17 protein-coding genes are annotated in these 26055 nt (G+C 43.8%); 11 read left to right on the forward strand and 6 right to left on the reverse strand.

Annotation, left to right across the window (positions count from 1 at the left end; genetic code table 11):
- The first annotated feature begins 5 nt into the window (after nt 1–5).
- The 3 genes from A3EU_RS0124070 to A3EU_RS0124080 all read left to right on the forward strand — a co-directional run bounded on the left by A3EU_RS0124070 (nt 6) and on the right by A3EU_RS0124080 (nt 2600).
- The gene (locus A3EU_RS0124070) at nt 6–1472 is read left to right on the forward strand and encodes a potassium/proton antiporter (RefSeq protein ID WP_026211560.1); all 1467 of its coding nucleotides are present in this window, start codon (nt 6–8) and stop codon (nt 1470–1472) included.
- An 84-nt stretch (nt 1473–1556) separates the two neighbouring features.
- A complete protein-coding gene (locus A3EU_RS0124075; protein WP_020538759.1) occupies nt 1557–1925 on the forward strand; it encodes a hypothetical protein in 369 nt (122 codons plus the stop codon).
- 186 nt (nt 1926–2111) lie between these two features.
- Nucleotides 2112–2600, forward strand: a complete 489-nt coding sequence (locus A3EU_RS0124080; RefSeq protein ID WP_020538760.1) for a hypothetical protein — start codon at nt 2112–2114, stop codon at nt 2598–2600.
- A 48-nt stretch (nt 2601–2648) separates the two neighbouring features.
- On the opposite strand, the gene A3EU_RS0124085 is transcribed toward A3EU_RS0124080, so the two are convergent.
- From A3EU_RS0124085 to A3EU_RS0124095, 3 genes are read right to left on the reverse strand one after another with little or no spacing between them, the layout of a single operon-like run.
- Entirely contained in the window at nt 2649–3626 is a 978-nt protein-coding gene (locus A3EU_RS0124085; RefSeq protein WP_020538761.1) for a Gfo/Idh/MocA family protein, read from the reverse strand.
- Between the two features lie 5 nt (nt 3627–3631).
- Nucleotides 3632–4594, reverse strand: coding sequence for an NAD(P)-dependent oxidoreductase (locus A3EU_RS0124090; protein WP_020538762.1), 963 nt, complete (start codon nt 4592–4594; stop codon nt 3632–3634).
- A gap of 11 nt (nt 4595–4605) precedes the next feature.
- Nucleotides 4606–5073 carry a pyrophosphohydrolase domain-containing protein gene (locus A3EU_RS0124095; RefSeq protein WP_020538763.1) on the reverse strand — a complete coding sequence of 156 codons (468 nt, stop codon included), beginning with the start codon at nt 5071–5073 and terminating at the stop codon, nt 4606–4608.
- Between the two features lie 156 nt (nt 5074–5229).
- On the opposite strand from A3EU_RS0124095, the gene A3EU_RS0124100 reads away from it, so the two are divergent.
- The gene (locus A3EU_RS0124100; protein WP_020538764.1) at nt 5230–6630 is read left to right on the forward strand and encodes a type III PLP-dependent enzyme domain-containing protein; all 1401 of its coding nucleotides are present in this window, start codon (nt 5230–5232) and stop codon (nt 6628–6630) included.
- 186 nt (nt 6631–6816) lie between these two features.
- A complete protein-coding gene (locus tag A3EU_RS0124105; protein WP_020538765.1) occupies nt 6817–9345 on the forward strand; it encodes a T9SS type B sorting domain-containing protein in 2529 nt (842 codons plus the stop codon).
- A gap of 181 nt (nt 9346–9526) precedes the next feature.
- Here A3EU_RS0124105 and A3EU_RS31665 read toward each other — a convergent pair whose 3' ends face one another.
- The gene (locus tag A3EU_RS31665; RefSeq protein WP_052331335.1) at nt 9527–9976 is read right to left on the reverse strand and encodes an META domain-containing protein; all 450 of its coding nucleotides are present in this window, start codon (nt 9974–9976) and stop codon (nt 9527–9529) included.
- 219 nt (nt 9977–10195) lie between these two features.
- Between A3EU_RS31665 and A3EU_RS0124115 the strand changes: the two genes are divergently transcribed.
- Nucleotides 10196–10720: a hypothetical protein gene (locus tag A3EU_RS0124115; RefSeq protein ID WP_020538767.1), complete on the forward strand. Its 525-nt coding sequence runs from the start codon at nt 10196–10198 to the stop codon at nt 10718–10720.
- 95 nt (nt 10721–10815) lie between these two features.
- Here the strand turns inward: A3EU_RS0124115 and A3EU_RS0124120 are convergent, their stop codons facing one another.
- Entirely contained in the window at nt 10816–15150 is a 4335-nt protein-coding gene (locus tag A3EU_RS0124120) for a T9SS type A sorting domain-containing protein (protein ID WP_020538768.1), read from the reverse strand.
- Nucleotides 15151–15282: 132 nt separating this feature from the next.
- Here A3EU_RS0124120 and A3EU_RS0124125 point away from each other — a divergent pair, with 132 nt between their 5' ends.
- Entirely contained in the window at nt 15283–16680 is a 1398-nt protein-coding gene (locus A3EU_RS0124125) for a hypothetical protein (RefSeq protein WP_020538769.1), read from the forward strand.
- Between the two features lie 36 nt (nt 16681–16716).
- On the opposite strand, the gene A3EU_RS0124130 is transcribed toward A3EU_RS0124125, so the two are convergent.
- A complete protein-coding gene (locus A3EU_RS0124130) occupies nt 16717–18714 on the reverse strand; it encodes a caspase family protein (protein ID WP_020538770.1) in 1998 nt (665 codons plus the stop codon).
- A gap of 147 nt (nt 18715–18861) precedes the next feature.
- Here A3EU_RS0124130 and A3EU_RS0124135 point away from each other — a divergent pair, with 147 nt between their 5' ends.
- From A3EU_RS0124135 to A3EU_RS0124150, 4 genes are all read left to right on the forward strand, one after another.
- Complete coding sequence (locus tag A3EU_RS0124135) at nt 18862–19158, forward strand: hypothetical protein (protein WP_020538771.1); 297 nt, start codon at nt 18862–18864, stop codon at nt 19156–19158.
- Nucleotides 19159–19228: 70 nt separating this feature from the next.
- A complete protein-coding gene (locus A3EU_RS33245; RefSeq protein ID WP_169433394.1) occupies nt 19229–21175 on the forward strand; it encodes a sensor histidine kinase in 1947 nt (648 codons plus the stop codon).
- Nucleotides 21175–21888, forward strand: a complete 714-nt coding sequence (locus tag A3EU_RS0124145) for a LytR/AlgR family response regulator transcription factor (RefSeq protein ID WP_020538773.1) — start codon at nt 21175–21177, stop codon at nt 21886–21888. The genes A3EU_RS33245 and A3EU_RS0124145 overlap by 1 nt, the downstream gene beginning before the upstream one ends.
- 30 nt (nt 21889–21918) lie before the next feature.
- Nucleotides 21919–26049 carry an nSTAND1 domain-containing NTPase gene (locus A3EU_RS0124150; protein WP_020538774.1) on the forward strand — a complete coding sequence of 1377 codons (4131 nt, stop codon included), beginning with the start codon at nt 21919–21921 and terminating at the stop codon, nt 26047–26049.
- The last annotated feature ends 6 nt before the right edge of the window (nt 26050–26055 follow it).

Genomic DNA, 26055 nt, shown 5'->3' on the forward strand with positions numbered 1-26055 from the left:
CCAAGATGCAACTAACCATTGAGAATATACTATTAATAGGATCCTCGCTATTACTGATCAGCGTAATTGCGGGAAAGACGTCCTACAAATTTGGTGTCCCGACCTTAATATTATTCTTGGCGATAGGAATGTTGGCAGGTTCTGATGGGATAGGAGGAATAAAGTTTGACGACTCCAAGATGGCCCAGTTTGTAGGGATCGTATCTCTGAATTTTATTTTGTTTTCGGGTGGACTTGATACGAGCTGGAATACGGTAAAGCCGGTTCTCAAGGAGGGATTGGTTCTTTCTACTTTGGGCGTATTTTTGACTGCTGTTTCACTAGGAACCTTCGTTTGGTATGTTTCAGATTTCACTATCTATGAAAGTTTGTTGTTGGGAGCTATTGTGTCTTCTACGGATGCAGCGGCTGTATTTTCCATTTTGAGGTCAAAGAATATTGCGCTAAAGACCAATTTGCGACCTACACTGGAGTTGGAAAGTGGGAGTAATGATCCGATGGCTTATGTGCTGACGATTGCTTTTCTGTCATTGGTGGTTAACCCTGAGCAAGGGGTCTTGATGATCATTCCCTTTTTTCTACAGCAAATGATTTTAGGAGGCATTGCCGGTTTGGCTTTTGGATATGCCAGTAAATACGTAATCAATAAAATTCGCCTTGATTTTGAAGGGCTTTATCCCGTTTTAGTGATAGCGCTGATGTTCATTACGTTTTCTGGTACGGATGCGATCGGAGGCAATGGCTTTCTTGCTATTTATATTTGCGCCGTTTATTTGGGCAACCAGGATTTGATCCATAAAAAAACCATCCTCAAGATGTTTGATGGCTTGGCTTGGCTGATGCAAATTGTGTTGTTCTTGACCTTAGGCCTTTTGGTATTTCCTACGGAAATTGTCCCCCTGATTGGTTTTGGTTTACTCATTTCCCTGTTTCTTATTTTTATCGCCCGTCCGCTGGCGGTGTTTCTCAGCCTTTCGCTTTTCAAAATGAAGAATAAGAGACGGTTTTATATTTCCTGGGTGGGGTTGCGAGGAGCCGTGCCGATCGTTTTTGCAACTTACCCCTTGTTGGCCGGTATTGAGAAAGCAGACATGATTTTCAATGTGGTTTTCTTTATTTCAGTTACCTCGATTTTATTGCAGGGCACCACTCTTTCTGTGGTTGCGAAATGGCTGAAGGTATCTATTCCGGAGACTTCAAAAAAGCTCAATCCTACAGATATGCTGTTGGCGGATTACCCCAAGGCAGGTATGGAAGAAATAAAAATAGCTGCGGGCGATTTTGCTGTTGGTAAAGAGATTGTAGACTTGCATTTTCCTGGCAATCTGCTTATTGCGATGATCAAACGCCAGGGGAAATATATCATCCCTAAAGGCTCTACGGTAATAGAAGCAGCGGATGAATTACTGGTGCTTGCTGATGATGAAGTGTTAATTCAGGTTGTAAAAGAGGAATTGGTGAAAAAGGGGTAGAAGATGGAATCCGTTAACGGATTTTTATAAAAAAACAGGTTAACTAATTGGAGAAACATATTGATAATTACTTAGCTTCGCTCCGTGAAAAATATCCTTAAATTCTGTGGTGTTGTTGCCTTAACGGCCATCTATGGTATTGCACTCAGTGTAAGCAATATCGAGTATACGGAGTTTAGACTTGCTGACAAACCAGCAACGGAAAAAGGATTCTTTTCACCCGTCGTAAATGGCTTGTTCAGCCATACAAATCCTGCCGAAAGCATAGGCGGTCATTCAACGTATTTTTCGTCATCGGCACAAGAGAGCTCGTACCATGGGTATTGGCACTTGACGAAGCAAGCCTATCGGCTTTTTAACGCTTTCTTCCTTCAGTATAAAAATGGCATCAATACTTTTCGGGAGAAATCCCGGAAGGCTGATGGTATTTTTCCCTTCCACTATTTTTGGTGATTGTTTATTGACTCTGTGCCGAACAAGCGCTACGCTTTTTTGGCAAAAAAATCTAAGTTAAGCCTGTTAAAAAAAGGGTAAGCGCTCTGGTAGCTGTTTACTCCCTCTTATCAGCCCTCATGTTGGGAGCTGCGTAGCTGTCTATCTAGCAGGCCAGTCAATCATCGTTTTTGAAAATATATGTTTATGGAAATCGGAACAGCCATTATCGGTCTTGTTTTAATAGCCATTGTCGTGGTGCCATTTTTAATGATTAGTAAGGGTAAAAAGAGTAAAGAAAAGCGAATGCTTCATTTGCTTACCACAGAAGCTAATCGGGTTGAATGTACAATTACTGAATATGAGTCTTGTGGGAATATAATAATAGGTATTGACCAGGAAGCCGGGATGGTTTTCTTTGTTAAGGTCAAAGGAGATGCTTCTTTTTCAGAAGCAGTAAATCTTGCTGGTTTTCAGTCTTGTGAAATTGTGGCTAGAAATCGAAGCAGGGGAGGAGCGAGTAATGATAGTGTAATTGATAAACTGGAGTTACTTTTTAGGTCAACCACTTCGGGTAAAGCTGATCTTGCATTGGAATTTTATAATGGTGCAGAGAATTTTCAGCTTAATGATGAACTTACAGTCATGAAGAAATGGGCGAAAAGTATTAATAACGAACTGCTTATAAAGGCATAAATGATCATATTACTTCCGGGTAGGTTTACGAACCTGCCCGGAAATGATTCAGTATATAATACCTGCCTCTATCCGAATATTATCTAGCAACTGCGTCATGCGGTAGCTGAAATCGAGTGGCAATTCCGGACATTCAATCAAGCCGGCAGCAAGGCATTCTTGTACGCGTATAGCCTCGTAGCTGTACCCGTGCGTGGTGTGCTCAAAAAAGTAGTTGTCTGGCCCTTGATCAGGCATCAATACACTGAAATGGCTGGGTTCATGCCAGCGCCCGTGCCAATGAATACTGCCCTTGCTACCGTGGATGAAAGCCTCTGTTTTAGTATTAGCGCCAAAGGTGCAGTGCAAGTTGGCGATCTGATCACCGGGGTAGCTCAAGATGATGCTTGTTTCGGTATCAACACCCGTAGGAGCCAACCGAGCAGCTGCTTGAACCTTCGTAGGTGTACCCAAAAGGAGTTGAGAAAGGAAAACGGGATACAAGCCAATGTCGAGCAGCGATCCACCACCAAGCGCTGGATTAAATAACCTGCTTTCCATGTCCATCGTTTGGGCACGAAAGCCAAAGTCTGCTTTTACACTTTGGACGGTACCAATGACGTCGGCTTCAATCAATTCGAGGATTTTCTTAGTCGTAGGCAGGAAGCGCGTCCAGATGGCTTCCATGAGGAATACCTTTTTGGTTTGCGCCAAGTCGCGCATTTGAGCTGCTTCTGCTTGATTCATTGCCCAGGGCTTTTCGCAAAGCACAGCTTTCCCTGCTTCCAGGCATTGGAGGGTATAGGTGCAGTGAGAAGTGTGCGGCGTTGCTATGTAGACAACGTCTAATTCAGGCAATGTCAGCATATCAGCTACGTCCGTAAAAGTGTGTGGCGCATTATACACATCGGCGAAGCGTTGGGCGCGTTCCTGGTTTCTGCCTGCAATGGCAAAAAGCTGTGCGTTGGGCACCTGCTCCAGGTCTTGGGCAAATTGGTGGGCTATTTTTCCGGGGCCGATAACGCCCCAACGGAAAGTCTTCTGCATGATGGTTACTGTTGTCCGTAGGTTTTCTCAATTTTATCAGTCAAGGTTTGCGCGTGGCCTTCTTCGGCCTCGTACGACCAGCCTGCTATGTGTGGGTTTAGCACCACGTTGGGCAGCTCCAGCAAACGGTGGAAGGCTGCCGGCTGTAGCTTTGGATCGAGGTGTACAAAAGATTGATCTTCGTACTCGATCACATCTAGTGCGGCACCGCTTACCCGGCCGTCATCAAGGGCTTGTACGAGATCGTCGGTCTTTACAACCAGCCCGCGAGCGGTATTTACCAACCAAATAGGATGTTGGAAGCCCGCAAGGTATGCTGCATCTACCAGGTGGTGGTTTTCGGGCAGGTAAGGAATGTGCAAACTAAGGATGTGCGCCTGTTCTTTTAATTCTTCTAAGCTTACGGCACTGGCGTATTCATCGCCATAATCGGTTTTGAACTTATCGTAGGCAATGACTTTACAACTGAAACCTTGTAAGCGGCGGGCAAAAGCCTGCCCCATGTTGCCATAGCCAATGATCCCTACTGTTTTACCCTTTATTTCATGGCCACGGTTACCTCCCCTGATCCATTCGCCCCGTCGTACTTGGCGGTCGGCCCGAGCCAGGTGGTTCATAAGCATAAGCAACAAACCAATGGTGTGCTCACCTACGGCATCACGGCTACCTTCCGGAGAGGTGAAAACAGTGATGTTACGCTGGGCCGCATAATCCAAATCAATATGCTCGACGCCTACCCCAGAACGAGCAACAAAGACGAGCTGCGTTGCGGCATCCAGGAACTTCCTGTCAATATTAAAACGGCTACGGATGACGATACCGAAAGCTTGTGGCAAAGCAGCAAAAACCTGATCTTCGGGTGCCTCCTGCATATCTCGACAATCATACCCCAAGGCAGTCAGGCGCTCCCATAGCACGGGTTCTGTAGGAGCGAGGAAAAGAACAACGGGTGCAGGCTTTTTGGACATTGTGTTTGTTGTTACTGGGATAGTAATCCAGCAATATCGGCTGGTGAGTAGTTGATAGATTTCAGCGTTTTGTTATCGCCTTCGCGGTATACCAACCAATGATCACCCGATTGTTGGATGTAGCATTGGGTGCCTTTTTTGCGGTAGTGTTCGGCGGTTGCTTCGGCTTCGGCTTCAGTAGCACAGGTTTTACTCATGTTAGAGCGTTGAACTTCGTCGAAAAGCTCACGGAATTTATCACCTAAACCGAATTCAAGGACAGCACCAGAAAGCACATACTGAATATCGCAGAGGGCATCAGCTACTTCTACCAAATCATTTGCAGCGATGGCGTCTTCGAGTTCCTGTAGCTCTTCTTGCAAAAGAGAAACCCGTAACTGACAACGTGCGGGAGCCGGTATTAGAGGGGTCTTTTCAATAGGGTGTTTGAAGGTGCGATGAAAGTCTGCCACCTGGTTTAGCGCATCCAATTGTTCCATTATGGTATATTTTGGGGGCAAACATAATTATTATCTTCAAGGAAGCAGAATGAATAACATTTGTAATGACAGAATTAATCAACTAATCGTACTTTTGCGGCGTTTCTGACTTGCTGGATTCCAGCATATTTCATCACAAAGCTAGATTGCCTGCCCGTGGCTAACAAATATTCCGACCTAATTGACCAAACCTTCTACTTCCCTCAGGAAGGTTTTGAGTTTGAGGATAACTATCTTGAATTTCACGGTATTCCTCTCATTCATTTGATTGAAAAATATGGTACTCCTTTTAAGGTAACTTATTTGCCTAAAATTGGCACCCAGATCAAACGCGCGCGTAATCTCTTCAACCGCGCTATGCGATCGCTGGGGTATGCCGGTAAATATCAATACTGCTATTGTACAAAAAGTAATCATTTTAGTTACGTCCTTGATGAGGTATTGGAGCAAGGTGTAAATCTAGAAACCTCTTCCGCCTTTGATGTTGACCTTATTCGTAAGCTTTATGAAAAGGGCAAGATTGACAAAAAAGCTACTATTGTTTGTAATGGCTTTAAGCCTCAACGCTACCTGGAAAGGATTGTAGGCCTTATCAACGATGGTTTTGAAAACGTAATTCCTGTTTGTGACAACAAAGAGGAAGTTGATTATTATTCTGCACACGTTGAAGGCAAATGCAATTTGGGCATTCGAGTAGCTACAGAGGAAGAACCTAATTTTGAATTCTATACCTCACGATTGGGTATCCGGGCGGCAGAAGTAGTGCCTTTTTACGAAGAAAAAGTCAAGAATAACCCCAAGTTTAAACTGAAGCTGCTCCACTTTTTCGTTGATACGGGGATCAAAGACAGCTTGTACTACTGGGGAGAATTACGTAAAGCCCTCAAGATCTACTGCGAACTTTGGCAACACAACGAAGAACTTCACGCCATCAACATTGGCGGAGGAATGCCTATTCGTAATAGCCTTGGTTTTGAATTCGATTATAAATACATGGTGCGGGAGATTGTGAATAATATCCTGGTAGCATGTGAAGAAGCGGACGTTCCTGAGCCTGATATTTTTACCGAATTTGGAAAATACACGGTTGGTGAAAGTACCGCTACTGTCTTCAGTGTATTGGCACAGAAACAGCAGAACGATTCGGAAATGTGGTACATGATCGACGGTTCGTTGATGACTTGTCTGCCCGACGCCTGGGGAATAGGAGAACGCTTTGTTCTATTGCCTATCAATAAATGGAATAACGAATACCGCCGGGTGAACATCGGCGGATTGACCTGTGATAACTCCGATTATTATAATTCTGAAATTCACGAAAGCCAGGTATATTTACCCATCATTGATCCTACAAAGGAGAAGGAGCCCCTTTACCTAGGCTTTTTCCACACGGGCGCTTACCAGGATAATATCTCTGGTTACGGAGGTATTAAACACTGCCTGATTCCTTCGCCCAAACATATTCTTATAGATCGGGATAAAGAAGGAAACCTTGTCTCTACCCTTTACCGGGAAGAACAATCGCCGGAGAGTATGTTAGAAATATTGGGATACTAGGCGATTATTCCTTTGTATTCAAAGGGTTTATCTTTGATTGCAGGTAATATGGTTGGTTCAAGAACGCTTTCATCAGCCCTTACTTCTTTAAAGAGGTAAGGGCTGATTGCTTTAAGGTCTTATTATTCGCTTATATTAGCTTTCTTAGTGCATGTTTATACTTGTCGTTGAGTTAAAATAACCCCAATGAAGCATTGGTTCTTAGTAGTAAACTTCGTTTGTTTTTTTGCGGCCAGCCTGCTTGCACAGGAACCATTGGATTGTGATGGAACCGTTTATTGTATCATCGAGCCCACTAATGAGTTTGGTCGCGTTTTTATTAATCCGGCCAATAACAGTGTTTCCTTAATTCCAATAAATAGCTTGGGTACCTTGGATATTCATGCCATTGGTTACCGAAGTACAGATCAGTTGATCTACGGTGTGGGGCGAACGGATCATCGACTTTACCGGATTGATGCCTTGGGGGATGTGGAGGATTTAGGAGCACTTGCTTTGGGTAATAACTTGGTGTATGAAGCTGCAGGGGTTACGCCCGATGGCGAGTTTTTGTACACAACAGGTTCTCTCAATGGCGTTGATCAACACCTGGCCAGGGTCAACCTGAACGACTTCAGCGTGACGATTCTGCCAGTTGCCGGAAACATCAATTTACTTGATATTGCTTTCCATCCTTACACGGGAGATATGTGGGCCTATGATTTTAATAACCAATCCTTTTTATCGCTGAACTTAGGAACGTTAATGTTTACCGGGTATAATGTCACCTTGTTTGAGAACGAAATCCAGGGGGTCTACATTGATGCTTCGGGGAAGATTTATGGTTATGGAACTTCTGCCTTTGGCGTAGCTGGGGCTATTTTTGACCTTCCTCCGGAAACGGGGCAGGAAAACCGCCGGATTACCGGGCCAGTAGGCATTATTACCGATTTGGCGGGGTGCCCCTATGGCTTGGAAGTATTGGCCGATGCTGCACCCAAAACACTCTTTCCTTGTGAGGAATTAGCGTTTACTTATTTGGTAGGAAATGGTACAGGAGGCGACCTGCCGGGTGTTGATTTTGAACACAATTTCCCCGCTGGGTTCAATGTTCAATCAATTGTCAGAAACCCCTATGGAGGTACCGTCACCGGCATAGGAGGTGATTTTTTGCAGATTGATAATATGAGTATTTCTCCTGAGATTGACAGTATTGTAGTTTTGGTAGAGTTGGATGATATAGCAGGTGGACAATACAAAAGCCAGGCAAAACTAACAGGCCTGCCTGCTGCTTTGGGAAGCACTCGACTTTCTGATGACTTCAAGACCTTCGCTCCGGGGGATTCTACGTTTGTCAATGTTAACAGGATTGAGGAGGACAGTATCTTTCGTTCTTTTTTCTCCTGCATTGGTAATGAACTCGACCTTGACGCCAGTGAGTTTGGTGCAAATATTGAATGGAATACGGGGAGTTCTGATCAGGTAATAACGGTTAATACAGAGGGGCTCTATTACCTTAATGTGGGTGGCGGCTGCCAGGAAGTGTATGTGGAATTCGATGTAACCTACGCCTCTTGTCCGTACACTATCGAGGTGCGCCACGAAACGGAACCACGCCAAGCGTTGCCATGTAGTGAAGCCATTTATCACTTTTATATTGAGAATTCTTCAGGTTTTTCGCGTAATGATATTACGTTTATCGACACCTTGCCGCTTGGATTTACGCCCGTAGAAATTCTTCAAAACCCTTATGGTGGATCATTGGTGAATACCGGTAACCCTCAGTTGATAAAAATAACGGGGATGAACATTCCTGTAGGAACCGATACGCTTGATATCCTGGTAGAAGTGGGCGATCTGCCTCCGGGAGAATACCCCAATCAGGCTCGCATCGAAGGATTTCCGGCGGAGCTAGGCCCATTTCGACTTTCTGATGACCCCAATACCCAAGTGGTAGACAGCACCATTATTTTTGTGCTAGGGGTGCCAACCGATAGTTTTTACGTGGATACTATCATTTGTGCTCGCGCGGAATTGGATCTAAATGCAGCGCCTTTTGGCTTCAATTTTCTCTGGGATAACGGCTCTACGGATTCTATAAGAACCATTACTCAACCAGGCGATTACAATGTGACTATTTTGGATGGTTGTGATCCGTCCTACGTATTTTTTACCGTTACGGAAGGTACGCCGATTGACCTTTTTGTAGAAGATGAGGTGATGGTGTTTTTGGGAGAGTCTTATCAATTTTCGCCTTCTGTGATCAATTTAGGAGATTCTTTGCTTGTAGAGTGGGTGGCAGAAGTAGACAGTACCTTAAGTTGTTTGGACTGCCTGTCTCCTTTGGCTCGGTCGCTAATTACGACCATTTATACCCTCAAGGTGAGCAATGGCACCTGTACGGATAGTAGCCTGATAGATTTTGTGGTAGACAACACCCGGCGGGTTTTTGCGCCTAATATCTTTTCAGCTAATCGCGATGGTATTAACGATTGGTTTTACCTGCAAAGCCCGGATTATGGTGTGATAAGAAATCTGCGGATCTATAGCCGCTGGGGCAGTATTGTGTATAGTTCTACAAATAGTGAACTCAATTTTGAGCAGACAGGATGGAACGGAAAAGCGGATAACAACGGGAAGTTTCTTGAACCCGGTGTATACCTCTGGCAAGCCGAAATCGAATTCCTGGATGGCCTGACGGAGACCTTGTCGGGCGATGTGATGTTGATTCGGTGATTTTTTTGAACGATGATGGAGTAGGGCTTTTATCACATAGGCACATAGTGAGTGCATTTTATTACATAGGCACATAGAAGAGGGCGGCTTTAATGTGTGTTTTGTCAAGCTCTTATTGCCTTTCCCACAAACAAAACGTATGTGTCTATGTGATAAGAAATAATTAAAATCTACACGTCCGTTAATCGACTTTTTGGAAGATCAGGATTTCTTTTTTGCCTTCAGATAAATAGAGTTTCAAGTCTTTGATGCGGTAGGTTTGAGCCTGCTGGAGTAGGGTGAGGAAATTGTTTTCCAATTCCATTAAATCTCTGCAAAACATTTTTGTGGTACCTACATTGCGGAAGGTGATCTCCTTTCCCATTCCATCCATTTGACCAAAAAGTTCGTTGCAGCCTCCGCTGCCTGTAATGCGACCTTCGCTAGGGTAGAGCTCTAATCGCGGGCGTGGTTTGGTACGATCTAGTTCTTTCCCATTAATCGTAGTAAGCACCCATATGTCGTGTAGGCGGACATCCAGTGGCGCGAATTTAGAATCTTCAGGGTTTACCTCTGTCGCGGCCTTTTGGGCTTTACAAGCTACTAGTATCAGTACACCCGCCAAGAGAAGAAGAAAGAGGAAGTTTTTCATAAGATTGTTTTGTGTCAACAAACATAGGGAAAAGCCTGAGGTGGGTAAACAGATGAGCATCAAATATTTTTCAAAAAAAATTACACCAATGTGCTTACTTCGCCACACATTTTTGACATAAACCTACGAAACGGCACTATTGGTGGATCAAGCGGTGCCTATTTATACTCCACTTTTAACTTGAAAAAGGACGGAAAAGTCCTCAAAAAACACACATTGATGAAAAATCTATTTTTTGCTTTAATCGCAATGATTGCTTTTACCGTATTTTCTGGTTGTAACAAAGATGATGACGATATGGGAACCACGGTGAAAAACGAATTCACCTATGATGGCACCACTTATAGTCTGGCTAAGGGGTACTTAAATGATGTAGGTGCTAACTTTAATAGTACGCATGATTTTGATGTTTTCCTTGCTAGTACTGGGGTTTCAAAATCAGGCTCTTCCCTTACTGGAACAGGAGATCTGATTTACCTCGACTTGAATACGAATTCAGCCACCGGGTTGGAAGTAGGTACCTACAATTGGTCAGATACGCGTACCGCATTTTCAATTGTTCCTGGTAGTCAAATTTATACTGATTATAACTTTGGTAGTTTTACTGGGACGACGATTTCCGCTACAGCTGGCACCGTAGATGTTGCCATTGATGGTATGGAAACAACTGTCACGTTCAACCTTACTACGTCAGACGGAAAGACGGTAACTGGTGAATGGAAAGGCGTATTAGAAGATATTTAAGGGAATAGAACTTTCTATAAAAATAACATCCCGAATATTGGCAACTGCTAGTATTCGGGATGTTTGTTTTGGGGTGATAATGCGCTATCCGCTTATCAACGTACCACCTGCAAACGCCGCCGAATTTGTCCATCCTCAAACAACAAGCGCAATTGATAGCTGCCGTTGACTAATTGTCGAACAGGGAGGTCAAAGGATTCAGTTGCTCCTTTGGGAGTAAGTACCTGCACTACCTGTCCCGCACTATTAATGATTTGCACCTGCTGCAAAATCTGGCCGCTACGCCAATGTATTTGCGCCGAATTTGCCGCCGGATTAGGGTGCAACTGTAAGTGTAAATTTGCCTCCAATTCATTCACCGCTGTGAGAATGTCGATTTCATAATTGACAAGGCTATCACAACCATTTTCGGCAATAAATACTTGCTGAATGAGCGTGTCTTGTTGGATGAAAATCCCTTCCCATAAGTCTGGTTCAGCCAATTCTACAGGGATCGTAGTGATTGGGTTAGACAAAACAGTAAGGTGATAAAAAGTCGTACTATCGTACTCAGAAAAGACCAGTGTTTCGCGGAGAATGGTGTCGTTTGTGATGACCTGGTTGAGATATTCCTCGCCACTACAAAGTTCCAGGAATATACTGGCCGACCGCTGTGGCTTGCGGATACGGTGTTGCGTGGTACCTGTACGGATCGGCGCATTAAAATCAAAGAAAATATCAGCAAAGTTGAGGATGTTTGTTTCAAAAGGGGTGTCTGATTTTGATTTTATGCGAAAGCTGAAAAAGCCATGACTACCGACTTCATTACTTGTGCTATCGGGTAAATTAATATCAGTGAAAATCACTTTTAGTATGCGATCATCGGAGATGCGCCAATCGTAATCATGTGAAGCGCTGAGCGGGGCGAAGGTGCTCAGGTCCAGGTAGGGCGAAAGCGTATCTTCAAGAATCACGTTGCGGGCGCGATCACTCCCTACGTTCTGAAACTGGATGGTGTAGTCCAGTGGCCATTCACGCTGGATGTAATGCGCCTCCGTCAAACCGATCGGCAAAGCGGTTTTGTCATTTGGATCGTAAGGGCCAACCACCTCGCGGCAAAGAACCACCCGAAACGGATCGCCAGTACCCGTAGGCAACAACTCGGGGATATGTGGTGAGCCATCAGAATTACAGTTGTTGGTGAACAAGCCAATGGGAGCGGGGTAGGGGTGGCCTACCGTTTGCTGGAGTTGCAAATACCAGGTATCGTCTCCGGGAGGAAGAGGAATGGTGTCGGATTCGCCCGGCCCCAGGATGACGGTACCATCCAGGTAGAGGATAATATCATCATTGACGATGCTTAGTTGATAACTGACGGGCATGGAGGTGGCTCCTTCGCCGGTATTACTGATGCGGTAGGCTGTGGAGTCATCTGTGCAGAGCACATTTGCTTCCAGGTTGGCGCCGTCCCAATTGAGGAGCATTTCATCGCAAAGTTCGTTAGGGGTGATGCTGGCCTCGAAGCAGACTTCCTCGCCAAGCATTAATTCTTCACAAACAGGTTCAAACTGGATGCTGAGAAAACCACGTTCGCCAACAGCTACGTCAGCAATGGGAAAAGTGAGTGTGCTATCTGTCGCCATACTCCAGGGCAAGTTGCTACTGACCGGGAGCAAGAGAGGATCGTGCTGCAAGGTGATCTCCACGCCGGTAGCCAGGGCTGTACCCACATTGTGATAGCCAATACTGATGGTTGACCCAAAACACTGACTGATGGTGGTGCTGTTGAGGTCAATGACGACAAGCGGACAATCAACAAGCGCTTCGGCTGCAAAGTCTACCTCGTAAGTACTTTGCTGGTCGGCCACTTGCAAAAGGGTATCAGCAGGACAAGCCGCCCAGTAACCGCTGGGAGGAAGTACTTGAAGTAGGTAACTACCCGTATCAGGCAAGACGGAGCCATATTGGCCAATGGCATTAGTGGTCGTCAATAGTTCCTGTTGATCGCTGGTGAGGCTAAGGTTCCAGTTTTCGAGCGGAGGTAGAATGCTATCGGTTTGGCACTGTGCGGTAGTGTCCCAGCGTACGAATCCGCTAAGGGTACTGGTGCTAAGAAAATCGAGGGGGTAGGCCAGGATTTCACGATGGCCAGTGAGTAATTTGGGTTCTGCGCCTGGGGAAAGTGTTGCCAGTATTGCATTGTTAGTGAATGCACCCGGCAATGAGGGATAACTTGTGACAGAAGCAATTGGCTCGGGAAGATAGGGCGCAGAGAGCAGCGAACCATTTAACTGGTTAATACGAAAACCCAAGCCACTCAGGTAATCGGGGTAACCATCTTGATTGAGATCAAGTATAGTACCCTGGGAGGAAACATTACCATTGTCGGCAAGGAGGATTGGCGCTCCGAAATGTTGTTCGATAGGATCAAATAACGAGACGCCAATTTTTATTGCCGGTGTGGTCACACGTATTTTTAGTAGGAGATCAGTATAACCATCATTGTTCCAATCGGTAGGGAATATTTCGAAAAGACCTTCATTTGGAGGGAGCGGTACGGTGTCCCATGGGGCAAAAGTCAAAGGTTCAGCCGTACCTGCAGCCCATTGGATACTGGTTTCTGTTTGAGCAATAAGGTCGAGATAGCCATCCGTATTGATATCACTAGCCCAGTGATCCTGATCGAAATGTGGGGGTGGACTTAGTACCAGGTTAGGGAGTAAGCTGGCGGTAAACTGACTAGTAGTTGCCAAATCATTGCGCAATAGATAGTATTCGTCATCATGATTTTTAGTGAGCACATCTTGGTCGCCATCGTAATCCCAATCACCGATGATAAATTGACCAGGAATTTCAGGAAGGTCTAGCCCCGTTTGTACGCCGGGTCCCCAACTACCATCTGCTTGTTGAAGGGTGTAAATGAGTTTTCGGTTACTGCCAGGGCCATAAATGTGTTCAAAACCGATAGCATCTAGTTTGTCATCGTTATTGAAATCTACAAACTCTTTGGGGTAACCGTCTTCTGCTAGCCTATACATTAACTGAGGTGCTTCGAAAGTGCCATCTGCTGCCTGTGTTTGTCGATAGATTCCATCAAAATGGGCACCCGAAAGGGAGACGTCCCCGAAGAAATAGAGGTCTAAATCACCATCGTTGTCCCAGTCTTCGGTAGCTAGTTTAGCAATATTAGTGGCTGCGGTATTTATAAGCTCAGGTGCAGAAAAACTCAGGTCGGGATTGCCGCGCCGCTGAATGACTGCTCCGGTATAGGCGCCTCTGAGGGTAATAAGATCGAGTTGGTTGTCTTGGTTAAGGTCTTGGGTGATAAGGTATTCGCCACTGAAAAGGTCATCAATATGATTCTCTTGAAAGTTAAAGCTTCCAAGATTTTCTTCCCAGAAATAGCGTGCATGGCCACTTGAAGTACTCGTGCTGTCAAGATCGATTGCTAAAAACAAATCCTGATCACCATCCTGATCATAGTCGCCTGTAGTTACGCCAAGGACATCATTTTGATGAAGCGCAAGAGTGAAATCACCAGTACCATTGTCGTTTTTTAGCAACCGCAAATAGTCGCGGTCAAGGTTTGGTTCATCAGATTTTTCGTAGTTGATAATTAGGTCGGGGTAACCATCGTCATCGAGGTCGGTAGCTTTTACTTTTCCATTCAGGATATACTTTATGGCGTCATCTACAATCGTTCGCGACTTTTGCGTAAAGCATAAACTACAGGTCTGTTCATAAAGGGTAAAGTAGATGTTTTCGTTGATGAAGTCTTCAATGTAGGGATCGTAGGAAATGAAACCGAGGTCCAAATCACCATCCATGTCGTAATCAAAAACCAGGAAGTCGGAAGGATATTCAGGGGCGAAATCATCGAAAGCATCATAGAGCAGAGTGTAGACAAAATCCTGACCATTGCCCTGGTTTCGATTAAGGTAAAACTTGCGGCTATTTCTGCGAAAGATGAGAATGTCTTCAAAGCCATCGTTGTCAAGGTCAGCAATCCGAAAAAACTGATTGTCCCAGACATCATCGCTGGTGCTTAGTTGCCCACTAGTAGCAAAATTACCGCTACCATCGTTGGGCCAAAATGGTTGTGCGCCCGCAGCAATGTTTCCCGGCACGAGATCTTGGTCGCCGTCATTGTCCATGTCGCCGAGAGCGAAATTGATCTCCAATTCAGGAAGACCCCACCAGGTTGTATCTCCAAAAGGTACGGGTGTACTAAAATTGCCATTACCGTCCTGGTTGAAAAAAGCGAGATAAGAGCCATTGTATCCAAAGCGGTTGCCAATAAAATCCAGATCGCCATCATTATCTAAGTCCGCAAACTGAATATCGGCAAGGTATTGATTGTCAAGAATGACTTGTACCTGATCGCGATAGAGCTGGGCCGATAAAACCAGGAACAAACTGCTGAAAAGAAGGGTAAGGAGTGATTTCATCATGGGGATCGTTTTTCTTATTTTCAAAGATGCAATCAGTGGGGCGTTAAAAAAAGAACATTCTTTCTGAAAAAAACATAATTAATTTTTATTATTTGGTTTATTATCAATAGTTTAGTGTAAAATAACTACAAAATGGCAAAGCCATCTGCCTTTAGAATACTGTCTGTTTTAGATAATCGAGCGCAAAAAAAGCTGTTGACGTATTTGCAAAGTAAGTTTTTCTCCAACAGCAAGGAGTTGGCACCGCTATTCAAAGGCTGGCAGTCGCTCAAGGGCAAACCGCTGGATAAGGAAATGATCTTTGCGAAAGCAAAACCCCAGCGAAAGTTCAATAAGCGTGATTGGTACCTACTTGTAAGTCGTTTGCAGGCTGCTACAGAATCCTTCCTGAGCATACGCCATTTTGAGGAAGACAAGGCCCAGCAGCAGTTGTCGTTATTGCGGTCTTTACGTGAGCTACAGCTGCCTGTTTTTTTTGAACGAGTATTCCGGCAGACAAAGAAAGGTGCAAAAAAAGAGCAACGTGCTGAAGCCAGGCACCTATTGTGGGAATACCAGCTGGAGCTGGAATACTACGATTATATTGCCAGCCCCAAGCGGGGAGAGCGAACCAACTTGCAGGAAGTTACTGATAAGTTGGATCATTTCTTTATGGCTGAGAAATTGAGGCACGCTTGTTTAGCGCATAGCCGTTGGTTGGCCAACCAAGAGGAATATTCGATTCGCTACCTGGATGCGATCCTCGCTGATCTGGAAGATCGCCCAGAGCTGTTTAAGGTACCCGCCATTGTGATGTACGCCAGCTGCTATCAGGCCATTGCCGAAGGTGGTGAGGAAGAGGATTTTCGCCGTCTGCGCCGCGTGTTAGAACATTTTAGAGACAACTTCCCGGCGGCAGAAATCAGAGATGTCTACTTATTGGCCATCAATTTTTGTATCCGTGCCATGAATCAAGGCCGCCCTGAGTTTATCGCAGAGACACAGGCTTTGTACCAGGAAAGCCTCGCTGGTGGGTATTTATTGGAAGATGGCCAGTTGCCAAGCAGTACGTTTACCAATATCGTTGCACTAGGCCTCAAGCTGGAAAACTATGCGGGTATTGCTACATTTATCCAGACCTATGCCAAAGACCTGCCTGGCCCGGAACGGGAATCGGTGGTCTATTTCAATCTGGCCAGACTTTACCATGCCCAGGAGGAATACGAGGCTTCTTTGCGTGCAATTTTGCAGGTAGATACCAAGGAGCCTTTTCTGTATTTGGGCGCTAAAAGTTTGCAGGTTCGTATTTTCGTAGAGCTGGAAGAATGGGATGCGCTGGATAGCTTGCTTGATCAGCTGCGCGTGTACCTCCAACGTAAAAACGATTTGGGTTACCGTGGTGAAAGCTACCGGCAACTGCTCCACTTCTGCCGTCGATTACGCCAACTGACTCCTGGGGATCGGGCTGCCCGACAGCAACTTCGCTCAGAAATTGAAGATGCTCCAAGTTTTGCCGAGAAAGAGTGGTTTTTGGAACGGGTTTTGGGTTGATGGTTTTGAGGAAGGCTTTTCTGAATACAAAACAGTCTACTCGTCAGAACGTATTGTTTTGACGATTACTTTGCGGGAAGTCCAAGCTACTTCATTCCAAATAGTCAAGGGCATATCGTCTCTGGAGTTGTGTTGTCCTTTCTCTAATAGCGCTTCAACTGATATCGTCTTACCTAAATTTCTCCCCAGTCCCTGTTGCTCAAAAGCATAGGGGATACTTAGTTTATTGATAGCCGCTATAACAATGAAAATGTCTTCAATTTCCTTAATCTCAGCGTCAGCTATGCCCAAACCAATACCCTCGTTGATAGATTGATAAAGGTAGAGGTTATCATTTCGGATAAACCTTTTGAGGTAGTTTTCATGCTTTTGCCGGATTCTAAACGTTCGGTCAAGGTGTAATAAGTAAAAGTAAAGTGGTGTAGAATTCTGATGATTGATGCGGATAGCATAAGGAATAGGCCCTTTGGATGCATTGAACACGACTTCAATAGGGCTGTTATCTTCCGCTACCGATTGACGATCAATGCAGATTGTTCCCTTTTCATAATGCTGGTATTCAAAACTTATTTGAATTTGATCCGGATGTACTTGTGGACTAAATGGGTTCTTGAGTCTTTGCAGTTGTTCCCATTTACTGATTTGAGAAAGCAGGTGTAAGATGCTTCTATCGGATGCGGGTGTATAATCATTTATTGCAATTAGATTTTTATTACTTGGGCCCTTCAATTGCAAATGATTAGAGCGAAGACTTAATTGATAGTGCGCTTTATCAGAAGGTTGGAGAAAGGGAGATTGATGAATAAGGCTTTGTAAACTGGATTCTTCAGATGCTGATATAGCCGCGGGGAGGAGTAATTCAACGGGTAACCTCCACCCGTTTAGTCCTACCTGTATTTGAAAATTAGCCGTTTGCCAAGATGTCAATTCAGTGGTATCTACAGAAAATAAATGTTGGTAGGCAGGAGCTATCTCTATTTGGTGTATTACCGTATGTTCTAGTTCAACTCGGATTACTCGGCAGGTTCCAATTTGCTGAAGCTTTTCATTGACATAGAAAATGGGAATTTGTAAATCCTTTACCACTTCACTTAATATACCATGAATTGCGCCAAGGTTGACCTTCCATTTGTCATTGTGTCGCAACAAAACGGGGTAAGAAAGTTGCTGCGCTCTCTGAGCGTTTAGGAATAAATCATAAGGGTTAACATTACCTGCGTATTCAAAATAAGGTGTCTGGCTGGTTGAAGTCCGTTGACGAACATATTCGCGGAGAATGGAAAAAAGCTCTGCGTAACTTGGGGATTGCTGAATGGAATGATAATAGCTTAGAGCATCAACAAGTGCATTGGTGAAAATGCCTCCGTTGGTATCCTCAAGGGCTGATTCACGAGGGCCACAAGCCGTTAGTGCAATGAAATCAACTTCAGGTAAGCGTAACGAGGCCATTTGTTGATATTGCCCTTCGAGGTATTTATGGAGTGGCCTTTTGTTTTTCTGACCAGGGTGCATCCTTACACTGAAACCGGATTCATCTTGCCGCAACATCGAACCCGAGTGACAACAATCGAAAAGGCAAACGAATTGTATACCAGGAATATGTTGCCCATTCTCCTTGCGTTGTGCTTCGGCAATTAAATAACGTAATTCTTTGTCAGCCAAGTCGTATACGTCGGGCATTCTGCTGTTATGGCAAACGAGCACTTCTGTTTTTCCTCCGTAAGGTTCTAGTTTCGCGGCTATAAATTCATCAGAACTGGGCTCCCATGATCCATGACCACTAAAGTGAAAAACGGCAATATCGCCTGACTTTAGCTGCTTGAAGTGATCCCGGAAGGAGGAAATAACGCCTTGGCGATCGGCCTGCTCATTGAAAAGTGTCCGGTAATTTTCTGATGGGACACCTAAGGTTTCTATGAAAAAAGCCTTGAGTTTTTCAACATCATTTACACAACCATTGAGATTGGCGATGCTCTCACTGAGGTAATAATTAATTCCGACGGAGAGAATCTTGAGATTCGTCAGTTTTTTCATAATTTTAAGAATACGCTGATGAGGTATTAAAACATTCCCTAACTCAAACCGCTATTGCCCATCGTCAGACTTGGTTTTCCCTAAATGCTACAAATTTTTACCAGTTAAAGCTTTTACCTTAGGCTTAAATTACAAAATACAAATTTTATGTCTACGACCAATTCTGTACATGATTACGAACAAATCATCCTTGCTGAGATTGCGGTAGTTCAAGATCAAGCTACGCTTCACAATATTTATGACCTTTTGGAACACGCCAAGAAAGAAGAAAAAAAGGCCGAAAATAGAGACCTTAGACCTCGCCCAGATGGGACTGAAAATGCCGCTTACTACCGATCTATTATTGACTTTAATCTGATTCCTTCTACAATACTCCAGGATGCCATTAATAACTTGCTTGACTATTTAACGAGTTTGGAGAATTTACTGGCGGATGCAGATTAAGCGCCAGATAAAAACAGTAAGTTTTTGGTTGTCAAATGTACTTTATAGCCTGGTTCTAATATTAGGTTTGATGACTTGCCAGTCTGAGGTCGATGATACTTTTTCTACTCAGGAGTCTTCGGAAACTTACCAGGCAATACTACCGGAATCGGTATGGGAAAAATTCGAGGAAATCAAAGATCATGAGAAGCAGGCGCAATTCCTGCTTTCTCTAATCAGTGATCGTTATTTGAGCCAGCATGAGCTTGCTCTTACATTAGCAGAACAAGCGGAATTATTAAGCAGAAGAGCTAATGATCAACAGGTCTATGCCAGAGCGTTGTACTGGAAGTCATTTTTGGTAAATCAAAAAGATCCAGAAAATGTAGACTTGCAGCGAGCTTTAACCGATGTTAAGATTAGTATTGATTTACAGGAGAAGAGAAGGCCTTCTATTTGGCTGGTGCGTGCACTCAATCTTAGGGCACGAATTCACTATAATCTATACGAAGAAGCAATTGGTGAAGGGTATAATCAAGAAGCTTTTAAAGTACTCACCTTGTTGGAGTTACCTTTTGATTCGCTTTGTCGTGACTGGGGTGACCTCTATCGCACGGGGGGGAATATCCGCTATTACACTACGGAAAATAGAGATACGGTATTGGCTTATTATGACAAAGCTTACGAAGCTTATCAAACTTGTCAGGAACAGGATAGGCTCGCGCGGTTATTATCGAATTATGCCATTTTTTACGAAGGTCAGCAAAACTATATCACGGCAGACTCTTTAATGGAGGCCGCAATTGCCTTGTATCAAGAAAGTGCCTCGCTTGAACAAAAACGGGGAGCCCAATTGGATTATGCTACGTTTCACGCCCGAAGGTTTTCGAATACAGAAAATGAATTTTGGTATGAGCATAGTATGCGTCTGTTGTTTGATCTTTTAGACAATCGCAAAGACTTAGTTGCGGAAGTCTATTATGAGATCGGGGCAAACCACCAAAACCATGCAGTTACGTTCAGTGAATCGGCACCACTTCATTATGATTCAGCGGTATATTATTATGACCTCGTTATGGACCATAGTATGCAAGAAGGGAACGCCAGGTATATTCAAAAGGCAGAAGAATCAATTGCTAAGATTTGTCCGGATATAGGTACACAAAGATGCTCGGCTTTATTGAGCAAAAGCACCGAAGCGAATCGTGAAATAAGTTACTTGACGCGTTTGTCTTTTCGAGAAGCAGCAGGCAAACGAGAGCAATTTAAATCGAACCAAGCAGAGGAACGGCAACGCCTGGTATTGACGACTGTCGTCATAATCATTATCGCCTTGACAACGATCTTTCTGTTGCTTTATCAAAGATCAAGAGTTTTGTTTTTGCAGCAACAACTCGAGAATCGAATGGAGGCCTTACGCTCGCAAATGAATCCTCATTTCATCTCAAACAGTTTAAATGCGATAGACTCTTTAGTGAATAAAGGGGAGCAGGAAGAAGCTTCAGAATATCTTATTGATTTTAGTCGACTTTGCCGGTTAATTCTCAATAACTCTAAAGTTAAACACATTAGTTTGACCAAGGAGCTGGAAACACTACGTTATTATTTGTCTTTGGAAAAGCTACGTATGCGCAGCACCCTGAATTATCATTTTGCTATCGATGAATCTTTAAATTTAGATACTATCCAGATTGCACCAATGGTGCTACAGCCTTTTATTGAGAATGCTATTATTCATGGTATTCAAAACAAGCAAGCTCCTGGCAATATCTGGATTACCATTCTAAGAATAAATGAAAGTTTGTTGGAAATAAGAGTGAAGGATGATGGAGTAGGAAGAGAGAAAGCGCAAGAACTGAGAGCAAAGTCTATTCTTGATCGCCCCTCTTGGGGCATGGCCATTACAGAAGAAAGGCTGCAATCACTTAAAAACCAAAAAAGCGCCCAAATTCGCTACACGGACCTGTTTAATGAGCAGGGAGAAGCGTGCGGAACAGAGGTCATTATTCATTACTCTATTACATACAGTCAACAGTAATGTTACAACAACGAATAAAAACAATTGTCGTCGAAGATGAGGAAGCCGGGATGGAAAATATCCTCCTCAAAATTGAGCGCCACTGTCCCGAATTAGAAGTAGTAGCCACTTGTGCTACTGGCGAAGCAGCTATACAGCAAATTAATAATCACCGACCTCAGTTGGTTCTTTTAGNTATTGAGTTAGGTACTATGTCTGGATTTGATGTACTGCAAAAAGTCCAGCAAGTTCCTTTTGAAGTCATTTTTACTACTGCTTTTGATGATTATGCTATTAGGGCCATTCGCTCTAATGCTGTTGACTATATTCTTAAACCTATTCGGCCTACAGAGTTGGTTCGGGCAGTAGATGCAGCCTTGCAGCGTATTCAAAAGCACGAAGATCCCGGGCGTATCTTACTCCCACATGGCAACGGTCAGGTGATTTTTCGAACCCCCGAAATCATGTATTGCATTGCAGATAATGTAAATACGTATATTCATCGTGAGGGTAGTAAACCTTTTTTAGTGGTAAAAACAATGAAAGTTATCTATAGCATGTTGCCCAAATCGCAGTTTCATCGAGTTTCGCGCAGCGCGATTGTTAACATTGATTTTGTAGAGTCTTTTCATCGAACAGACGGAGGCTACATCCTGATGAGTGACAAACGTCAGATTGGGACGAGCAAAACTCGTTTGGATGAATTTTTAAAAAAATTGAGCGGTACAGTTTAATTTTCGTTAGCGTCACCTAATCCATTTGTTATGAGCATTCCGGTCATCTTTATAGCTATTGCTAATGAAACTCCTCATAGTAATAATTATTTGCGAAACCTACCCCAAGAAGCTATTGGTCTAAGAAGTATTCTGACCGAGGCAGAAGAAAATAAACTTTGCGAATTTATAATTATCAATGACGCTACCATTGATGCCATTATCCGTGTTTTTCAACAAAAAAAATACCAGGATAGAATCGCTGCTTTTCATTTTGCTGGTCATGCTGGGGATAATAAACTCTTTTTAAAAGACAATACAGGCGCTAGGCAGGCTAGTCATGGTGAAGGTCTAGTTCCTTTCCTTGCTAGTCAGCGTTCTTTGCAGTTGGTTTTCCTCAATGGTTGTCATACAAGTGCTATTGCCGAAGGTTTGAATGAGCTAGGGGTACCCGCGGTCATAGGTACTTCTTTTGCTGTTCAGGATGATATCGCCACTAATTTATCGCTGAATTTTTACCGCGGCCTCACCCGAGGTCTTGGATTGGAAAGGGTGTGGAATGATGCGGTGCACCAAATAAAGGCGATGGCCAAAGCTGGTGATGCTGATGATTTTCATCGTGCAATCTTTAGAGAAGATATGCATTTGGCAGGGCAAGCCATCGTTCGATTGCCTTGGTCTTTAACCTTTAGTAAAGGAAAAGAGGACACTCGGCATTGGAATTTACCCCAAGCTGCCGATAACCCCCTTTTTGGTTTAGCGTCAATTGAGGATCGCTACGATTTGCTAAATGAACCATTTGAATTTTTGAAAAAATACGAGGAAAAAGGTACTCGTAACTTCTTTGGTCGTAGTAAATATATTCAAAGTTTATACCAGCGTCTTTTGGATAGCAATGCTTCTCCTTTAGTGCTTTTTCATGGCCAGTCTGGAGTCGGTAAATCCTCCTTTTTAAATGCTGGGCTCATCCCTCGACTAAAGGTGGAATGTCAGGTATCATTAAAGGAAAGAAGTAGAGAAAAAGGCTTGGCCAATGATTTTATAGAGGCTATAGAAAAGTGTGCAAAGGCTTGCCTTACTGCGCCATTAACAGGAGCAAGTCCGCTTGATTTATGGTTAGAAATTGAAGAACAAACCCAGCAGCCATTTATCCTGATCATTGACCAAGTAGAAGAAGTGTTTACGAGGCCATCGGTTTTGGGACGAAAAGAAATAGATGGTTTTTTAGCGCTGATTTCAACCATTTTTGCCAACCCTTCCCTGCGCCCAAAAGGCAAGATTTTACTCAGTTACCGTAAAGAGTTTCACCCCGAAATTAGTGATGCCGTTAGTCTAGCTGGATTACCGTTTGAGCAGGTGTTCTTGAAGAAACTCGCGGGCGAGAATATAGAAGAAATTGTAAATGGCTTGGCTTCTACTACTGCTCATCGGTTGAAATATAATGTTGAGATCGAAGAAGGTTTACCTGAGATAATTGCTGCGGATTTACTGAAAGATACCAACTCGCCAATTGCGCCCGTATTACAGATTCTTCTGACTAAACTATGGCACCTCAGTAAGACGCAGGAGTCGCCCGTTTTTTCAGTGGTAAACTATAATTACCTGCGCAAGCAGGGTGTCTTTCTTGATGATTTCTTCCAGGAACAGATGCTGGCGTTCAAAACCAGTGAGGAGGAGTTCAGCTTTCCCGTCGTCAGTACGGGCTTAGCACTTGATGTGCTCAACTATCATACGACGGAATTTGGAACTGCTGAAGGTAGAGCTTTGGGTCAGCTCATGGAGCAGTATAGACATCAAGAAGGCATCATCCCTGCATTAGTTCAAAAACTAAAATCTCTTTATTTGCTCAGTGATGATGGAAAAGAGAATACCACACTGGCCCATGATACCTTGGCCCCAATAGTACAGAATGCCATCAAATTATCAGAAAAAACGGGCCAGAGGGCACTCCGATTACTGGAGACAAAAATGCTAGATTATCATTTGTATCCTGAGCAAACACTGTTAGAAGAGGAAGACCTGCTGACTGTAGAACAAGGAGCTAAAGGAATGCGANCATGGTCGAGCGAGGAAGAAGACCTTCTTGGCAAAAGCCGTAAGAAAAGGCAGGAAATACAAACCAAAAGGAGACGCAGACGTTTTGTGCAATTTGCCTTGATGGGAATGCTTGCCTTGGCGGTAGTTTTTATCGTTTTTTCCTGGCAGAGGAGTGAGCGTCAGGCACACGGTAACGAATTGATAAGCCAGGCACTGCGCATGGAAAAAGAAGACCCTACTAAAAGTATGGTACTCATCCGGCAGGCGATGCCCTATCTAACAGATGTTACAACAGCTTACCAAGCAGCTCATGACATCTATAGCAATAATGAATTTTACGATACACTGCTTCATTTTTCAGCGCCGGTAGAGGCCGTTACACTTTTGCCTGAGACACCCTTGTTTGCTTTGATTACGGGGACAGAGTTACAATTACGGAATTTTGAAACCCTGGAATTATTGAAAACAATTACTCTTGATGAAAAAATAACATCACTTGCTACTACTGCGAATGGGAAGCTATTAGCTACTACAGCAGAAGATGATTATTTAAGAATTTATGATGCTAATGGCGAAGAGAAATACAGCTTGTTGTACGAAGGTGGCGTGCAACAAGTGGTATTTGCACCTGATGGACAAAAAGTATTAACCAGCGACTTGCAAGGGCGACTATTACTGTGGGATTTAACAGAGGAAAGTGCTGTTACTATTATTGATGACCCCTTAATAATCGTAGAATCATTTGCCTTTACTATCGATGGAGAAAGTATTGTTGTAGGTACAGAAATGGGTGAACTCCAGTTTGTTGGCCTTGATGGCGAACTTAGGAACATTGTAAATGCCCATAATGACCGTATCCTTTCTCTAAGTATTGATCCAGTATTAAATATACTGACCTCAACCAGTCGCGATGCCACTACCGCAAGCTGGACAATAGATGGCCATTTGCTGACACGATTTGTAGGCCATGACAAGAGAGTGAATGCAGCACAGTGGCTACCGTCCTTAAATTATTTGCTTTCTGCAAGTGATGATTTTAGTGTTCGTTTATGGGGAGGAAGCGGACAAACCCTCACCAATTATAGGGGACACACTTCTTATGTTAATGACCTAGTGGTTGCTCCTGATGAAGAATCGTTTATTTCAGCAGGAGCAGATAGTACACTGATAGTGTGGCGTATAACTACTAAAGTAGCTCGCTCGTTTACGACTATGCCCACCGGAGAAGCGACAAGTATGGCAATGTCTCGTGACGGAGGAATTTTGATTGCTGGTACCAAAGCTGATAATGTAATTTCGGAAGAGCCATTAGATCCTTTTGATTTTTTCGATCAAGAAGACATGGAGTTGGCTAGTCCTCAAGATGTATTAGTTTGGAATATTGCTGACGGCGGTGTAATGCATTTAACGGGCCACGAGGGAAGAATTAATGATGTTGCCATTTCCGCAAAGGGGACTTTTTTCCTTAGTGCTGCTGCTAGTAAAGCCCTGCTTTGGGATTCATCTGGAGAATTAGTCAATGAATTTAATCAAGCTGATGAGATAAACAGCATCGCCTTCTCGCCTGATGAGCAATACGTTGCTACAGGAGGAAGTGATAGCTTAGCTGTTCTCTGGGAATTGAAAACGGGAAAGAAAATACCATTAAATGAGCATGGAGATTTAGTGAGCGCTGTCGTATTTGCTCCTGATGGAAAGCTTTTATACACTGCTTGTTACGATAACTTGATTAGAGTTTTTGATATGACAGGACGCTTAGTGCAAAGTTTCACAGGACATAATAGTCGGGTAAGCTGTCTGGCTATTAGTTTAGATGGTCAACATATATTGTCAGGAGGCTGGGATAATCAGGCTATTCTATGGTCAAGAGAAGGGGAGATTCTTTCTCGTTACCCACTCTTTGCCAAAAACAATACTGGTGGAGAGGCAGTCAATGCAGTTGCTTTTTCGCATAAAGGAGACTATCTCGCTTTTGGCGGAGAGGGAGGGTTGATCAAAGTACTAACATTGGCAGGAGAAGAAAGGCAGACAATTACCCTGTTTTCAGGGCAGACACTTACTGACTTGGCCTTTNCTCCTTTCGGTAATCAATTGACAACTGTAGTGGCAGATAAAATTCAGTTCTGGCAGTTATTGAACCTTTAACTCTAT

Source organism: Lewinella cohaerens DSM 23179 (assembly GCF_000379805.1).
GTDB classification, from domain to species: domain Bacteria; phylum Bacteroidota; class Bacteroidia; order Chitinophagales; family Saprospiraceae; genus Lewinella; species Lewinella cohaerens.

Coding starts and splice junctions, on each gene's coding strand:
- A3EU_RS0124070 (WP_026211560.1), top strand. CDS start 6: ATGCAACTAACCATTGAGAATATACTATTAATAGGATCCTCGCTATTA.
- A3EU_RS0124080 (WP_020538760.1), top strand. CDS start 2,112: ATGGAAATCGGAACAGCCATTATCGGTCTTGTTTTAATAGCCATTGTC.
- A3EU_RS0124085 (WP_020538761.1), bottom strand. CDS start 3,626: ATGCAGAAGACTTTCCGTTGGGGCGTTATCGGCCCCGGAAAAATAGCC.
- A3EU_RS0124090 (WP_020538762.1), bottom strand. CDS start 4,594: ATGTCCAAAAAGCCTGCACCCGTTGTTCTTTTCCTCGCTCCTACAGAA.
- A3EU_RS0124095 (WP_020538763.1), bottom strand. CDS start 5,073: ATGGAACAATTGGATGCGCTAAACCAGGTGGCAGACTTTCATCGCACC.
- A3EU_RS0124105 (WP_020538765.1), top strand. CDS start 6,817: ATGAAGCATTGGTTCTTAGTAGTAAACTTCGTTTGTTTTTTTGCGGCC.
- A3EU_RS31665 (WP_052331335.1), bottom strand. CDS start 9,976: ATGAAAAACTTCCTCTTTCTTCTTCTCTTGGCGGGTGTACTGATACTA.
- A3EU_RS0124115 (WP_020538767.1), top strand. CDS start 10,196: ATGAAAAATCTATTTTTTGCTTTAATCGCAATGATTGCTTTTACCGTA.
- A3EU_RS0124120 (WP_020538768.1), bottom strand. CDS start 15,150: ATGATGAAATCACTCCTTACCCTTCTTTTCAGCAGTTTGTTCCTGGTT.
- A3EU_RS0124125 (WP_020538769.1), top strand. CDS start 15,283: ATGGCAAAGCCATCTGCCTTTAGAATACTGTCTGTTTTAGATAATCGA.
- A3EU_RS0124130 (WP_020538770.1), bottom strand. CDS start 18,714: ATGAAAAAACTGACGAATCTCAAGATTCTCTCCGTCGGAATTAATTAT.
- A3EU_RS0124135 (WP_020538771.1), top strand. CDS start 18,862: ATGTCTACGACCAATTCTGTACATGATTACGAACAAATCATCCTTGCT.
- A3EU_RS33245 (WP_169433394.1), top strand. CDS start 19,229: ATGACTTGCCAGTCTGAGGTCGATGATACTTTTTCTACTCAGGAGTCT.